Here is a 13,945-nt window from a genome sequence, read left to right on the forward strand (position 1 = left end):
CTCTACGCGCGTCAGGCCGCCGCCGTGCCGGACAAACCGGTACGGCAGACGCCGTCTTCGTGCGCGCAGTGCACCGAGCGGTATGCGCCAACGCCGATCTCTGCGAAATTGAACAGACTTGCCGTGCCCGGTTCGAAGTAGCCCGCGTGGCCCTTCGCACCCTCGGCCGACAGCACCCGCGCCCCGAACCCGGTGGACACCGGATCGGCGCCGTGACCCAGCCCGCCGACCTCCAGGTAGGGCACGTCCTGGATCCAGTCGTCGGAGTCCCGCATCGCCCACACCCGGGCGCCGGTGTGCAGCTGGGCGGCCTTCTCGGCGCGCATGCCGGGGCTGCCCGCCACCGCGATGTCGGACACCCGGCCCGGCAGTGAGTGCGCGGCGACGCCGCACACCACGGAGCCGTAGCTGTGGCAGAACAGCGAGACCGGCGAGCTGCCCGGCAGGGACCGCACGAGCGCGTTCAGCCGTACGGCACCGTCCTCGGCGCGCATCGCCGTGGCCGAGTCGATCCCGAGTCCGCTGGGCGCCGTGTAGTCGGCCCAGGCGATCACGGCCGTACGGGTCGAGGGGCTCACCTTCCGCTCGGCCGCGTACAGGGACTTGGCCATGCCGACGGGCGCGGAGTACGTGCGGTCGGTGCGCTGGAAGGTGAGCAGGTTCGTGTCGACGCCGGGGACGACGACCGAGACCCGCTCCGCCCTGCGCAGGTTGCCGAACACCTCCGCCACCCGGCCCGAGCCCTCCGGGTCGAAGGCCAGGATGTGACGGCCCGGCTCCATGAGGTCCTCGAAGCGGTGCATCCTGCGGCTCGCCTCGTGCTGCCCGGCCGGGGTGAGGCGCTCGTCGTGCATGCGTTCCCGCTCGACCTTGCGCGCCTTGGCGAGCGCGAGGTGGTTGGCGCGGTAACGCACCTCGACCGGCGCGCCGTTCATGTTGCCGACCGCGAGCGAGTACTTGCGGATCAGCGTCGAACGGTCCTGCTCGGTGAGCGAGGCGAAGAAGCGGGCGAGCTTCGCCGGCTCGGACTGCGGGTCCGGCAGCCGGTGCCCGCCGATCCGGCCGTGCTCCCAGGCGGAGAGCGAGGCCTGGAGCGGCGTGGCGCCCCGCTGGTTGCGCAGGGCCGTCCAGCCGGTGGTCGCCAGCATCACGAACACGACGGCCAGAGCGAGCAGTGCGCGCCAGACGTTCAGTTGCGGGGAGGTGTCGAAGGAAGTCACTGAAAGGACACACTAGGAGAACGAGAGGGTCTCGCGTTAACCAAGTGACCGGGATCACGTTTCGGTGGAGGGGCTAAGGGGACTGCTCCGCACGCCAGTTCCCGGCCAGTGCGGGACCCACCTGATCCAGGTATGTCGTGGTGAGTTCGCGCATGCCGTCGAGGGTGACGTCGTCCCCCGCGGACCACAACCGTTCGGTGACGCGAATCACCCCGCCGAAGAGGGCCACGACGATCCTCGGCCGGGGGTCGGCGTCCACGTCGAGCCCCTCGCGCTCGGCGATGATGCCCGCGAGCAGCTCCTCCAGCTCCGCCGACCGCCGCAGATGGGCGGCGAGCAGTGCGGGCGTCGACTCGATCACCCGGTAGACACGCATGTGGAGGTCGATCGGCACGAGCTCCTCGACGGCCTCGTTGATCGCGTCCCAGCTCTCCAGTACGGCCCGGCGCAGCGCCTCCAGCGGTACCTCGCCGGGCGGGCGTGTGCGCAGGGCCTCGACGACGAGCGTCTCCGCCAGGCGCGGCACGAAGAACGCCGTCTCCTCCTTGCCGGCGAAGTAGCGGAAGAAGGTGCGCTGCGAGACGTCCACGGCGGCGGCGATGTCGTCGACGGTCGTCTCCTCGTACCCGCGCGCGGCGAACAGTTCCAGCGCGGCCCGCAGCAGTGCGTCCCGGGTGCGCCGTTTCTTGCGTTCGCGCAGGTTCAAGACATGCCTCTCGTCCGAAGTGTTCTCCCAGTTCAGGCTATACGGGGATGTCGTGTCAGTTACCGACTAGTGATTTGGTTTGTCAATTGTCAGCGACTGTCACTAGCCTCACGGTATGACTAGTCAGACCACCATCGACACGACGGGGCCGGGGGACAAGACGCCGGCATCGCCGTCGGGCGCAACGCCGGGCAAGGGGCTGCGCGGGCACCCCTGGCTCACCCTCATCACCGTCGCCGTGGGGGTCATGATGGTGGCCCTCGACGGCACCATCGTGGCCATAGCCAACCCGGCGATCGGCAAGGATCTGGGCGCCTCATGGTCGGATCTCCAGTGGATCACCAACGCCTACTTCCTCGCCCTCGCGGTGTCCCTGATCACCGCCGGCAAGCTGGGTGACCGATTCGGCCACCGCCAGACCTTCCTCATCGGCGTGGCGGGCTTCGCCGCCTCCTCGGCCGCCATCGGGCTGTCCAAGGGCATCACGGCGGTCGTCGTCTTCCGCGTCTTCCAGGGGCTCTTCGGCGCCTTGCTGATGCCGGCCGCGCTCGGCCTGCTGCGGGCCACCTTCCCTGCCGAGAAGCTGAACATGGCCATCGGCATCTGGGGCATGGTCATCGGCGCGTCCACCGCGGGCGGCCCGATCCTCGGCGGTGTGCTCGTCGAGCACGTCAACTGGCAGTCGGTGTTCTTCATCAACGTGCCGGTCGGCGTCCTCGCCCTCGTCCTCGGCGTGCTGATCCTGCTCGACCACCGCGCCGAGAACGCGCCGCGCTCCTTCGATCTCCTCGGCATCCTCCTGCTGTCCGCCGCGATGTTCTGCCTCGTCTGGGCTCTGATCAAGGCGCCGGAGTGGGGCTGGGGCGATCTGAAGACCTGGGCGTTCATCATCGCCTCGGTGGTCGGCTTCGGGCTCTTCGCCGTCTGGGAGACGAAGGTGAAGGAGCCGCTGATCCCGCTGGGACTGTTCCGCTCCGTCCCGCTGTCGGCGGGTGTCGTCCTCATGGTCCTGATGGCCATCGCCTTCATGGGCGGCCTGTTCTTCGTGACGTTCTACCTCCAGAACGTGCACGGGATGAGCCCGATCGACGCCGGGCTGCACCTGCTGCCGCTCACCGGCATGATGATCGTCGGTTCGCCGCTCGCCGGCGTGATGATCACCAAGTTCGGCCCCCGCATCCCGCTGGCCGGCGGCATGGCGTGCACCGCGATCGCCATGTACGGCATGTCCACGCTGGACGCGCACACGGGCAGCGGCATCATGTCCGTCTGGTTCGCCCTGCTGGGGCTGGGCCTCGCGCCGGTCATGGTCGGCGCGACCGAAGTCATCGTCGGCAACGCCCCGATGGAGCTCTCCGGCGTCGCGGGCGGTCTCCAGCAGGCCGCCATGCAGATCGGCGGCAGTCTCGGTACGGCCGTGCTGGGCGCCGTGATGGCCTCCAAGGTCGACAGCGAGTTCGCCGGCAACTGGGCGGACGCGGGGCTGCCGCCGCTCACCCCGGCCCAGTCCGAACAGGCCGCGTTGGCCGTTCAGCAGGGCGGCGCCCCGGTACCCGAGGGCACCCCCGAGCAGATTGCCGCGAAGATCACCGAGGTCGCGCACACCACGTTCATCGACGGCATGAGCCTGGCCTCCCTGACCGCCGCGGGTGTGGCGGCCGTCGCCGTGTTCGTCGCGTTCCTCACCAAGCGCGGTGAGAACGCGGAAGCCGGCGCGGGCGCCGCGCACATCTGACGGTCCCCGGCGGTCCGTTCGCCCATCAGGGTGAACGGACCCCCGGAACCCTCCCCTTCGGCACGTACCGCAGGTCACAGTGGGTCAAGTCCTCCGCAGGGCATGGAGGGCGGACGCTGCGGCGCGCTGCCGGAGGGGGGCGGCGCGCAGGCAGCGGGATGAACGCGCACTGACGGGGTACTCGCCATGTCGTACCCGAAAAAGAACCCCAACCGATCGAGGGTTTACGGGAGTTGATGATGGCGAGCTTCGGACACGGTACGCGCAGGCACCCCCGCTCACGTGGCCGGACGTGGTCACGGACCGGGACGGATCGCGCGACGCTCGGACTCATCGGAGTCATCTGTGCCGTTGCGGGCTTCTTCGTGCTGGGGATCGTGCTCGGTCCCGCCGCGATGGTCTGCGGCTGGCTCGCCATGGGCCGCGCGTGGTCGGGCTCCCGCCCCACCGCGGCTGTCGTCGCCCTGGTCCTGGGCGCCATCGACACGCTCCTGGCCGTCATCTGGCTGTCCGGAGCGGCCACCCCGGGTGTGGGCATGTTCTGACCCCCGGCGTGGCAAGGGAAGGGCCTCCGGCGCAGTGACCGGGGGCCCACCTTTGCGGCACGGGCTACTCGACGGGCTGTTCGGCCGGTGTCCCCTTGAGCGCCGCCAGCTCCCCGCGCAGCGCCCGCACCTCCTCGGTCAGTTCCCTGATCGCCTCGGTCTGGCGCCGCTCCTCCACGTCGTCCTTCTCGAACCGGGCGATGAACCAGGCCGCGATGTTCGCCGTCACCACACCGAGCAGCGCGATTCCGGACAGCATCAGCCCGACCGCCAGCATCCGCCCCAGCCCCGTGGTCGGTGCCATGTCCCCGTACCCCACGGTGGTCATCGTGGTGAACGCCCACCAGACCGCGTCCCCCAGGGTGTGAATGGAGGCACCGGGCTCGTCCCGTTCCACCTCCAGCACGGCCAGCGCACCGAAGACGAGCAGTCCGAGGCACGATCCCGCGACGTACGTGGTGACCCGTACCTGCGACGCCATCCGCGCCCGCTGCCCGGCGAGGAACAGCATCGACACCAGCTTCAGCAGCCGCAGCGGCTGGGCCAGCGGCAGCACCACGGCCAGCAGCGCCAGCGGATTGCCGCGTACGAACCGCAGCCGGTCCTCGGCCAGCCACAGGCGGACCAGATAGTCGGCGGCGAAAGCGGCCCACACCGCCCAGTTGGCGACATGGCATGCGGTGAGCAGGTCCTGCGGAGCCCTCGGGGCCACGATCGGTATGGCGTAGGCGATCGCGAACAGCACGGCCAGCGCCAGCAGCGGGCCCTGGGTGCGCCGCTCCCAACGGGCCAGCGCGGTCGAGGCGGTCATCGGGAGCGTCATGGGAAGCATGGTAGGAAACGCACGGGGCGGCACCTCTCGGGTGCCGCCCCATGGAAACCGCCCTTGACGCCCTACGCGTCGCCGCCCGCGGCCCCCGGGTCGGCGGCCGACACGTCGAGCAGCTGGTACCGGTCGATGGCCTGCTTGAGCACGGAACGGTCCACCTTGCCCTCACGGGCCAGCTCGGTCAGCACCCCCACCACGATCGACTGCGCGTCGATGTGGAAGAACCGCCGGGCGGCGCCGCGCGTGTCCGCGAAGCCGAAGCCGTCGGCACCGAGCGACTGGTACGTCTGCGGCACCCAGCGCGCGATCTGGTCCGGAACGGACCGCATCCAGTCGGACACGGCCACGACCGGCCCCTGCGCGTCCGCCAGCTTCCGGGTCACGTACGGCACCCGCTGCTCCTCCTCCGGGTGCAGCAGGTTGTGCTCCTCGCAGGCCACGGCCTCGCGCCGCAGCTCGTTCCAGGAGGTCGCCGACCAGACGTCCGCCTTGACGTTCCAGTCCTCGGCCAGCAGCCGCTGCGCCTCGACGGCCCAGGGGACCGCGACACCGGACGCCAGGATCTGCGCCGGGATCGAGCCGGCCGTGCCCTCGCTGAACCGGTGGAGGCCCTTGAGGATGCCGTCGACGTCGACGCTCGAAGGCTCGGCGGGGTGCTGGATCGGCTCGTTGTAGACGGTCAGGTAGTAGAAGACGTCCTCGCCGTGCGGGTGCTCCTCGGAGGAGCCGTACATCCGGCGCAGGCCGTCCTTCACGATGTGCGCGATCTCGAAACCGAACGCCGGGTCGTAGGAGACGCAGCCCGGGTTCGTGGAGGCCAGCAGCTGCGAGTGGCCGTCCGCGTGCTGGAGGCCCTCACCGGTCAGCGTCGTACGGCCGGCGGTCGCGCCCAGGACGAAACCGCGCGCCAGCTGGTCGGCCATCTGCCAGAACTGGTCGCCGGTGCGCTGGAAACCGAACATCGAGTAGAAGACGTAGACCGGGATGAGCGGCTCGCCGTGGGTCGCGTACGCCGAGCCTGCCGCGATCAGCGACGCCGTGCAGCCGGCCTCCGAGATGCCGTCGTGCAGCATCTGGCCGTTCGGCGCCTCCTTGTAGGCGAGCAGCAGGTCGCGGTCGACCGACTCGTACTGCTGGCCGAGCGGGTTGTAGATCTTCGCACTCGGGAAGAACGAGTCCATGCCGAATGTGCGGTACTCGTCGGGCGCGATCAGCACGAACCGCTTGCCGATCTCCTTGTCCCGCATGAGGTCCTTCAGGAGCCGCACGAAGGCCATGGTCGTCGCGATGGACTGCTGGCCCGAGCCCTTCTTCACGGTCGCGTACGTCTTGTCCTCGGGCAGCGCCAGAGGCTTGGAGCGGACCACGCGCGTGGGGACGTAACCGCCGAGAGACTTGCGGCGGTCGTGCATGTACTGGATCTCCTCCGAGTCCCGGCCCGGGTGGTAGTACGGCGGCACGCCGGACTCCAGCTCCTTGTCCGGGATCGGCAGGTGCAGACGGTCGCGGAAGCGCTTGAGGTCGTCGACCGTCAGCTTCTTCATCTGGTGCGTGGCGTTGCGGCCCTCGAAGTTCGGGCCCAGCGTCCAGCCCTTGATCGTCTTGGCGAGGATCACCGTCGGCTGGCCCTTGTGCTCAGCGGCCGCCTTGTACGCCGCGAAGATCTTCTTGTGGTCGTGACCGCCGCGCCCCAGGTGCAGGATCTGGTCGTCGGTCATGCCCTCGACCATCGCCCGCAGCCGGTGGTCGTCACCGAAGAAGTGGTCGCGGATGTACGCGCCCGTCTCGGTGGCGTACGTCTGGAACTGCCCGTCGGGCGTGGTGTTCATCTTGTTGACCAGCACGCCGTCGCGGTCCTGGGCGAGCAGCGGGTCCCAGCTGCGGTCCCAGACCAGCTTGATCACGTTCCAGCCGGCGCCGCGGAAGATCGACTCCAGCTCCTGGATGATCTTTCCGTTGCCGCGCACCGGTCCGTCGAGGCGCTGCAGGTTGCAGTTGACGACGAACGTGAGGTTGTCCAGGCCCTCGCGCGCGGCGATGGAGAGCTGCCCCAGCGACTCCGGCTCGTCCATCTCGCCGTCGCCGAGGAACGCCCAGACCTGCGACTTCGAGGTGTCGGCGATCCCGCGCGCCTCCATGTAGCGGTTCATCCGCGCCTGGTAGATCGCGCCGATCGGGCCGAGACCCATCGACACCGTCGGGAACTCCCAGAAGTCCGGCATCGACCGCGGGTGCGGGTACGACGACAGCGCGTGCGGCGCCTTCGACTTCTCCTGGCGGAAGCCGTCCAGGTGCTCCTCGCCGAGCCGGTCCAGCAGGAACGCGCGGGCGTAGATGCCGGGGGAGGCGTGGCCCTGGAAGAAGACCTGGTCGCCGCCGTCGCCCTCGTCCTTGCCGCGGAAGAAGTGGTTGAAGCCGACGTCGTAGAGCGAGGCGGAGGAGGCGAACGTGGCGATGTGCCCGCCGACGCCGATGCCGGGGCGCTGGGCCCGGGAGACCATCACCGCCGCGTTCCAGCGGGTGGCGTTGAGGACCTTGCGCTCGATCTCCTCGTTGCCCGGGAAGAACGGCTCGCTCTTGGTGGGGATGGTGTTGACGTAGTCCGTGCTGCGCATCTCCGGCACGGCCACGCGCTTCTCGCGGGCCCGCTCGATCAGCCGCAGCATCAGATAGCGCGCCCGCTCCCGGCCGCGCTCGTCGACGGCGGCGTCGAGGGAGTCGAGCCACTCCTGGGTCTCTTCGGGATCGAAGTCAGGAACCTGACTCGGAAGGCCGCCAATGATGATCGGGTTGCGATCGGATGCGGAAGCCACGCTGTTCCTTACCTGTCAGAGGGCCTGCGAGGGCCGCTGTTTCGCTGTCGTAGCCGGGGCGTCGTCGCTGGGGGGCGCGCCGCTCCCATGGTCCACCTCGGGGCCGGGAAACGTCATCTCTACCCAGCGGTAACCCAGACGTGAGATCGACTCCGTGACGTATGGGGCGAATACCTTCGAGTCTCGTACCCACAGACGATTCCCAAACGCCCAAACAGGGCAGAAAGGTGTGGTGTGCGTCACCTCGGACCATGATGGTGTGCCTGGAGTTGCGGTGACACCGCCAGGATCGTCACCGTTTCGGCGGTCTGAACGGCCGGGTACTTGCGCGATCCGTCCCGCCCGTGTGGACTACGGCCAATGCTTCGCGCACGCGCGTGGCTGAGTTATTCCCAAAACATGATCAGGAGGCAACCCGTGAGCGCGACCGCGGACCACGCGGAGGAGCGGACGAACCCTGCCGCCAGGCTGGGGTTCCAGCCCGGGCAGGTGGTCCAGGAGATCGGCTACGACGACGACGTGGACCAGGAGCTCCGCAAGGCCATCGAGGGCATCATCGAGGCCGACCTGGTGGACGAGGACTACGACGACGTGGCCGATGCCGTTGTGCTGTGGTTCCGTGACGACGACGGCGACCTTACGGACTCGCTGGTCGATGCCACCACGTACATCGAAGAGGGCGGCGCGATCCTGCTCCTCACGCCGAAGACCGGCCGTTCGGGCTATGTGGAGCCGAGCGACATCTCGGAGGCCGCCACCACGGCGGGTCTGACGGCGTCCAAGAGTGTCAGCGTCGGCAAGGACTGGAGCGGCAGCCGGCTGGCCACGCCGAAGGCCGCCAAGTCCAAGCGTTAGCCGTACGGCGGGCGGGCCGGCGTCGTCGGCCCGCCCATCGGCCTGTGCCGGTGGCTGCGTAGGGTGGTCCCACCCGAAAAGCCCCACGAAGGGACACCCACAGCGATGGCGATCCAGGTCGGCGAGAAGGCCCCCGACTTCGAACTCAAGGACAACCACGGCCGGGCCGTCCGGCTGTCCGAGTTCCGGGGCCGCAAGAACGTGGTGCTGCTCTTCTACCCCTTCGCCTTCACCGGCGTGTGCACCGGCGAGCTGTGCGAGCTGCGCGACAATCTCCCGCAGTTCTCCGACCGCGACACCGAGCTGCTCGCCGTCTCCAACGACTCCATCCACACCCTGCGCGTCTTCGCCGAGCAGGAGGGCCTGGAGTACCCGCTGCTGTCGGACTTCTGGCCGCACGGCAACGTCTCGCGCGCCTACGGCGTCTTCGACGAGGACAAGGGCTGCGCGGTGCGTGGCACCTTCGTCATCGACAAGGAAGGCGTCGTGCGGTGGACCGTCGTCAACGGCCTGCCGGACGCGCGTGACCTGAACGACTACGTGAAGGCGCTCGACTCCCTGTGACGCCGGTCGGGCGGCATGCGCTCGACACCCGCTGAAATGTCGGCTTCAGGGCCTGCGAGGGGCGGGAACCCGTCACTAGGATCGACTCGTTGATCCGACATCCGAGCACAACGGGGCATCCGCCCCTGGACACCAATGGAGGACTCGTGGGAGTCAGCCTCAGCAAGGGCGGCAACGTATCGCTGAGCAAGGAGGCGCCGGGCCTGACCGCGGTCATCATCGGTCTGGGGTGGGACGTCCGCACCACGACCGGCACGGACTTCGACCTGGACGCCAGCGCGCTGCTGCTGAACAACTCCGGCAAGGTCGGCAACGACCAGCACTTCATCTTCTTCAACAACCTCAAGAGCCCGGACGGCTCCGTCGAGCACACCGGTGACAACATCACCGGTGAGGGCGAGGGCGACGACGAGCAGATCAAGGTCAACCTCGCGACCGTCCCGCCGGAGGTCGAGAAGATCGTCTTCCCGGTCTCCATCTACGACGCCGAGACCCGCCAGCAGTCCTTCGGCCAGGTCCGCAACGCGTTCATCCGCGTGGTGAACCAGGCCGGCGAGGCGGAGATCGCCCGCTACGACCTGAGCGAGGACGCCTCCACCGAGACCGCCATGGTCTTCGGTGAGCTCTACCGGCACGGCGCGGAGTGGAAGTTCCGCGCCATCGGCCAGGGCTACGCCTCGGGCCTGCGCGGCATCGCGCAGGACTTCGGCGTGAACGTCTGAACCACCTGAAGGGTCCTGGCGACAGGGCCCGAAAGGTCTTCTTGTCCGGCGCCGCACGGTTTACGTGCGGCGCCGGACGTGCAGGACCACCTCAGTGACACCACCGGGCCTGTGGCCCCAAGGGGAGGGACAGCATCATGGGCGTCACGCTCGCCAAAGGGGGCAATGTCTCCCTGTCCAAGGCCGCGCCGAACCTCACTCAGGTGATGGTCGGGCTCGGCTGGGACGCGCGCTCCACCACCGGAGCACCCTTCGACCTCGACGCCAGCGCCCTGATGTGCAGCAGCGGGCGCGTGCTCGGGGACGAGTGGTTCGTCTTCTACAACCAGCTCAAGAGCCCGGACGGCTCGGTCGAGCACACCGGTGACAACCTCACCGGCGAGGGCGACGGCGACGACGAGTCGCTCCTGATCGACCTCCCCAAGGTGCCGCCGCACTGCGACAAGATCGTCTTCCCCGTCTCGATCCACATGGCCGACGAGCGCGGCCAGACCTTCGGCCAGGTCAGCAACGCCTTCATCCGCGTGGTCAACCAGGCCGACGGCCAGGAGCTCGCCCGCTACGACCTCAGCGAGGACGCCTCCACGGAGACCGCGATGATCTTCGGCGAGCTCTATCGCTACCAGGGCGAATGGAAGTTCAGGGCCGTGGGACAGGGGTACGCGTCTGGGCTGCGGGGCATCGCGCTGGACTTCGGGGTCAACGTCTCATAACGCGTTATGAGCAAAATCCGGGGCCAGGTGGGGTGCCGAGGGGGGACGACTAGACTTCGGCTTCAAAAGTTCGTAAAGCCGGGTACGGCGCGGGGGAGCCCCGTACACACACGATTGGGTAGCCAGTGGTTCTGAAAACCTTCGGGTGGTCGTTCGCGGTCACCGCGCTCGGCCTGGTCGCGGCGGTCCTGTTCGGCGGGTGGAGCGCGCTCGGCATCGTCGCGATCCTGTCCGTCCTCGAGATCTCGCTGTCCTTCGACAACGCGGTGGTCAACGCCGGGATCCTGAAGAAGATGAATGCCTTCTGGCAGAAGATCTTCCTCACGGTCGGCATTCTGATCGCCGTCTTCGGCATGCGGCTGGTCTTCCCCGTCGTGATCGTCGCGATCAGCGCCCAGATGGGCCCGATCGAGGCCGTCAACCTCGCCCTGAACGACAAGGACCAGTACCAGCAGCTGGTGACGGACGCCCACCCGGCGATCGCCGCCTTCGGTGGCATGTTCCTGCTGATGATCTTCCTGGACTACATCTTCGAGGACCGGGACATCAAGTGGCTCGCCTGGCTGGAGCGCCCGCTGGCCAAGCTCGGCAAGGTCGACATGCTGTCGGTCTGCATCGCCCTGATCGTCCTGCTGATCTCGGCGCTGACCTTCGCGGCCAATGCCCACCAGCACGGCGGTGCCCACGTCGACAAGGCGGAGACGGTCCTTCTCTCCGGTATCGGCGGTCTGATCACGTACATGATCGTCGGTGGTCTCTCCGGCTACTTCGAGGACAAGCTCGAAGAGGAGGAGGAGCGTGAGCACGAGGCGGAGGAAGAGGCCGCGCGCAGCGGCAAGCCCCGCTCGGCGGTCCAGCTGGCCGGCAAGGCCGCGTTCTTCATGTTCCTCTACCTCGAGGTCCTGGACGCGTCCTTCTCCTTCGACGGCGTGATCGGCGCCTTCGCCATCACCAACGACATCGTCCTCATGGCCCTCGGCCTCGGCATCGGCGCCATGTACGTCCGGTCGCTGACGGTCTACCTGGTCCGCGAGGGCACCCTCGACGACTACGTCTACCTGGAGCACGGCGCGCACTACGCCATCGGCGCGCTCGCCATGGTCCTCCTCGTCACCATCCAGTACGAGATCAACGAGTTCATCACCGGCTCCATCGGCGTCATTCTGATCGCCGCCTCCTTCTGGTCCTCCGTGCGCCGCAACAAGGCGCTGGCAGCGGCCGAGGGAAAAGCCGGCTCGGACGAGAAGACTGAGGTCTCGTCCGGGGTGTGACAGCCCTTTCTGTGAGGAACGCTCTGTGCGGGGCGGTTACCGAGGACTCCTCGGCGGCCGCCCCGTCCGGTCGTCATGGGCCGTGGGTACGGGCGATGACCTGCGGTCTCCAAGTGAACGTGGGGGGCTGAATGGGACTGTTCGACGGACTCCGGCGCGGCGATGTGCAGTTCGACTCGGGCGACGCGTCGACCAACGCGATCGAGCTGACCAAGCGGCGGGCGCAGATATCACTCACCAAGCAAGGCGCGGCCACCGGCCACCTGCGCGTCAACCTCAGCTGGCGGATGCGCACGTCCGACATCGGCGGCTCCCAGCGCGAGAGCCTGCTCCGGCATCCCCTCCGGGCGCTCAAGCCCCCCGAGGTCGTCGGCCACAGCCAGAGCATGGTCAACGTCGACCTCGACCTCGGCTGCCTCTACGAACTCCAGGACGGCAGCAAGGGCGTCGTCCAGCCCCTCGGCGGCTACTACGGCGACGTCAACGCCGCGCCGTACGTCAAGCTCAGCGGCGACGACCGGTTCGGCTCCGGGTCCGGCGAGACGATGTACATCAACCTCGACCACCGCGACAGCATCAAGCGGCTGCTGGTCTTCGTCTACATCTACGACCAGACGCCCGCCTTCGACCGCACGCACGCCAGCGTCACCCTCTACCCGAGCAGCGGCCCCCGCATCGAGGTCCACCTCGACGAACGCCAGCCGCAGGCCCGCTCCTGCGCCGTCGTCATGATCGAGAAGGTGAAGGACGAGATCGTCGTGCGCCGCGAGGCGAAGTTCGTCTACGGCTTCCAGGCCGAGCTCGACCGGTTGTACGGGTGGGGGTTGCAGTGGGGGCGCGGCTACAAGACCAAGATCGACCGCTGACCGCGCGGCCCTGCCGCCGCGCGCTCCGCGGCCGCGCCTAGCGCCCGATGAACTGCGGGCCCTGCGGGGGCAGCCGGAAGTCCGGGTCGGGGACCGACGTGGCCGGCGGCGGGTAGCCGTAGCCGGCCTGCGCCCCCGGGGCGCCCGCCGCGGCCGGTGCCTGCGGGTAGCCGTACGCGGGCCGGCCGGCGGGCTGCGGGTAGCCGTAGGCCGGCTGCGTCGCCGGCGGCTGCTGCGGCGGGTACCCGTACCCGGACTGCGCGGGCACCGTGGTCGGCTGCTCCGGGGGGAGCGGCAGCGAGACCTCGGGGGACTGCTGGGCGGGGCCGGCGGTCGTCGGCGGGGCGGGCGTGTTCGTGGTGGGAGGCGCGGGGACCGTCGTGGTCGCCTCCTCCAGCACCTCCGACTCGTCCACCGAGATGCCGAAGTCGGTCGCGAGCCCCTTCAGCCCGTTCGAGTAGCCCTCGCCGAGTGCCCGGAACTTCCAGCCCTCCCCGCGCCGGTACAGCTCGCCGCAGATCAGTGCCGTCTCCTCGCCCGTCTCCGGCTTGACGTCGAAGTACGCCAGCGCCTCGGCTCCGGTGTCCGCGGCGTCGTACAGCAGAATGCGCAGGGCCTGGACGCGGTCGAACGTCACGCCGTCCGCCGATGCGACCAGCAGAATCCGGCTGACTTCCTCCTCGACACCGGTGAGTTCTGTCTGGATCGTGTCGGTCAGGCCCTCGGCGTCCCGCTTCTTGCCGAGCCGCCACACCTTCCCGGCCGGGTGCCGGGGCTGGTTGTAGAAGACGAAGTCCTCGTCGGAGCGCACACGGCCGTCGGGACCGAGGAGCAGCGCGGAGGCGTCGACGTCCGGAACCCCCTGCCCGGGTGTCCAGCGCAGCACGGCGCGCACCGTGGTGGCTTCCAGCGGGACGTTCGACCCCTTCAGCATCGCGTGCGTCATGCGGTCATCCTGCCTTCTCGGTCCTGCTCACGACAACGCGGGGGCCGCGGTCACGAGCGGCGCCGACGGCCGTCGGGGACTACCGTCGTCATTGGCCGGGCCTGGCTGTGCTTGCCCGCGTTACCTGAAATTCATGCCTCATGGGAACCTGTGACATGGA

At 68.8% G+C, this 13,945-nt stretch carries 13 protein-coding genes; 8 read left to right on the plus strand and 5 right to left on the minus strand.

Annotated elements, in window-relative coordinates; genetic code table 11:
- Positions 1-11 precede the first annotated feature (11 nt).
- Positions 12-1,220 carry an alpha/beta hydrolase family protein gene (locus BJ965_RS26940; RefSeq protein WP_184911783.1) on the minus strand — a complete coding sequence of 403 codons (1,209 nt, stop codon included), beginning with the start codon at positions 1,218-1,220 and terminating at the stop codon, positions 12-14.
- A 73-nt stretch (positions 1,221-1,293) separates the two neighbouring features.
- Positions 1,294-1,926: a TetR family transcriptional regulator gene (locus BJ965_RS26945; protein WP_246546043.1), complete on the minus strand. Its 633-nt coding sequence runs from the start codon at positions 1,924-1,926 to the stop codon at positions 1,294-1,296.
- Positions 1,927-2,041: 115 nt separating this feature from the next.
- Between BJ965_RS26945 and BJ965_RS26950 the strand changes: the two genes are divergently transcribed.
- Both BJ965_RS26950 and BJ965_RS26955 read left to right on the plus strand, forming a co-directional pair.
- Positions 2,042-3,661 carry an MFS transporter gene (locus BJ965_RS26950; protein ID WP_184911784.1) on the plus strand — a complete coding sequence of 540 codons (1,620 nt, stop codon included), beginning with the start codon at positions 2,042-2,044 and terminating at the stop codon, positions 3,659-3,661.
- 236 nt (positions 3,662-3,897) lie between these two features.
- Entirely contained in the window at positions 3,898-4,206 is a 309-nt protein-coding gene (locus tag BJ965_RS26955) for a small hydrophobic protein (RefSeq protein ID WP_184911785.1), read from the plus strand.
- Between the two features lie 64 nt (positions 4,207-4,270).
- On the opposite strand, the gene BJ965_RS26960 is transcribed toward BJ965_RS26955, so the two are convergent.
- Positions 4,271-5,029 (minus strand): potassium channel family protein, encoded by a 759-nt coding sequence (locus tag BJ965_RS26960; protein WP_246546045.1) that lies wholly within the window; start codon positions 5,027-5,029, stop codon positions 4,271-4,273.
- Positions 5,030-5,100: 71 nt separating this feature from the next.
- The gene (aceE, locus tag BJ965_RS26965) at positions 5,101-7,848 is read right to left on the minus strand and encodes a pyruvate dehydrogenase (acetyl-transferring), homodimeric type (RefSeq protein WP_184911786.1); all 2,748 of its coding nucleotides are present in this window, start codon (positions 7,846-7,848) and stop codon (positions 5,101-5,103) included.
- Between the two features lie 417 nt (positions 7,849-8,265).
- Here aceE and BJ965_RS26970 point away from each other — a divergent pair, with 417 nt between their 5' ends.
- The 6 genes from BJ965_RS26970 to BJ965_RS26995 all read left to right on the plus strand — a co-directional run bounded on the left by BJ965_RS26970 (position 8,266) and on the right by BJ965_RS26995 (position 12,839).
- Positions 8,266-8,703: a DUF3052 domain-containing protein gene (locus BJ965_RS26970; protein ID WP_031104104.1), complete on the plus strand. Its 438-nt coding sequence runs from the start codon at positions 8,266-8,268 to the stop codon at positions 8,701-8,703.
- A gap of 105 nt (positions 8,704-8,808) precedes the next feature.
- Positions 8,809-9,267, plus strand: a complete 459-nt coding sequence (locus tag BJ965_RS26975) for a peroxiredoxin (protein WP_030836935.1) — start codon at positions 8,809-8,811, stop codon at positions 9,265-9,267.
- Between the two features lie 146 nt (positions 9,268-9,413).
- Entirely contained in the window at positions 9,414-9,989 is a 576-nt protein-coding gene (locus tag BJ965_RS26980) for a TerD family protein (RefSeq protein ID WP_184911787.1), read from the plus strand.
- 137 nt (positions 9,990-10,126) lie between these two features.
- On the plus strand, positions 10,127-10,702 hold the full coding sequence (locus BJ965_RS26985; RefSeq protein ID WP_184911790.1) for a TerD family protein: 576 nt from the start codon (positions 10,127-10,129) through the stop codon (positions 10,700-10,702).
- A gap of 125 nt (positions 10,703-10,827) precedes the next feature.
- A complete protein-coding gene (locus BJ965_RS26990; protein ID WP_184911792.1) occupies positions 10,828-11,973 on the plus strand; it encodes a DUF475 domain-containing protein in 1,146 nt (381 codons plus the stop codon).
- A 131-nt stretch (positions 11,974-12,104) separates the two neighbouring features.
- Complete coding sequence (locus BJ965_RS26995) at positions 12,105-12,839, plus strand: TerD family protein (protein WP_184911795.1); 735 nt, start codon at positions 12,105-12,107, stop codon at positions 12,837-12,839.
- Positions 12,840-12,876: 37 nt separating this feature from the next.
- On the opposite strand, the gene BJ965_RS27000 is transcribed toward BJ965_RS26995, so the two are convergent.
- Positions 12,877-13,785: a TerD family protein gene (locus tag BJ965_RS27000; RefSeq protein WP_184911797.1), complete on the minus strand. Its 909-nt coding sequence runs from the start codon at positions 13,783-13,785 to the stop codon at positions 12,877-12,879.
- Between the last annotated feature and the right edge of the window lie 160 nt (positions 13,786-13,945).

It is taken from the genome of Streptomyces luteogriseus (genome assembly GCF_014205055.1).
GTDB classification, from domain to species: Bacteria; Actinomycetota; Actinomycetes; order Streptomycetales; family Streptomycetaceae; genus Streptomyces; species Streptomyces luteogriseus.

Coding starts and splice junctions, on each gene's coding strand:
- BJ965_RS26950 (WP_184911784.1), top strand. CDS start 2,042: ATGACTAGTCAGACCACCATCGACACGACGGGGCCGGGGGACAAGACG.
- BJ965_RS26955 (WP_184911785.1), top strand. CDS start 3,898: ATGATGGCGAGCTTCGGACACGGTACGCGCAGGCACCCCCGCTCACGT.
- BJ965_RS26960 (WP_246546045.1), bottom strand. CDS start 5,029: ATGACGCTCCCGATGACCGCCTCGACCGCGCTGGCCCGTTGGGAGCGG.
- BJ965_RS26975 (WP_030836935.1), top strand. CDS start 8,809: ATGGCGATCCAGGTCGGCGAGAAGGCCCCCGACTTCGAACTCAAGGAC.
- BJ965_RS26985 (WP_184911790.1), top strand. CDS start 10,127: ATGGGCGTCACGCTCGCCAAAGGGGGCAATGTCTCCCTGTCCAAGGCC.
- BJ965_RS26995 (WP_184911795.1), top strand. CDS start 12,105: ATGGGACTGTTCGACGGACTCCGGCGCGGCGATGTGCAGTTCGACTCG.
- BJ965_RS27000 (WP_184911797.1), bottom strand. CDS start 13,785: ATGACGCACGCGATGCTGAAGGGGTCGAACGTCCCGCTGGAAGCCACC.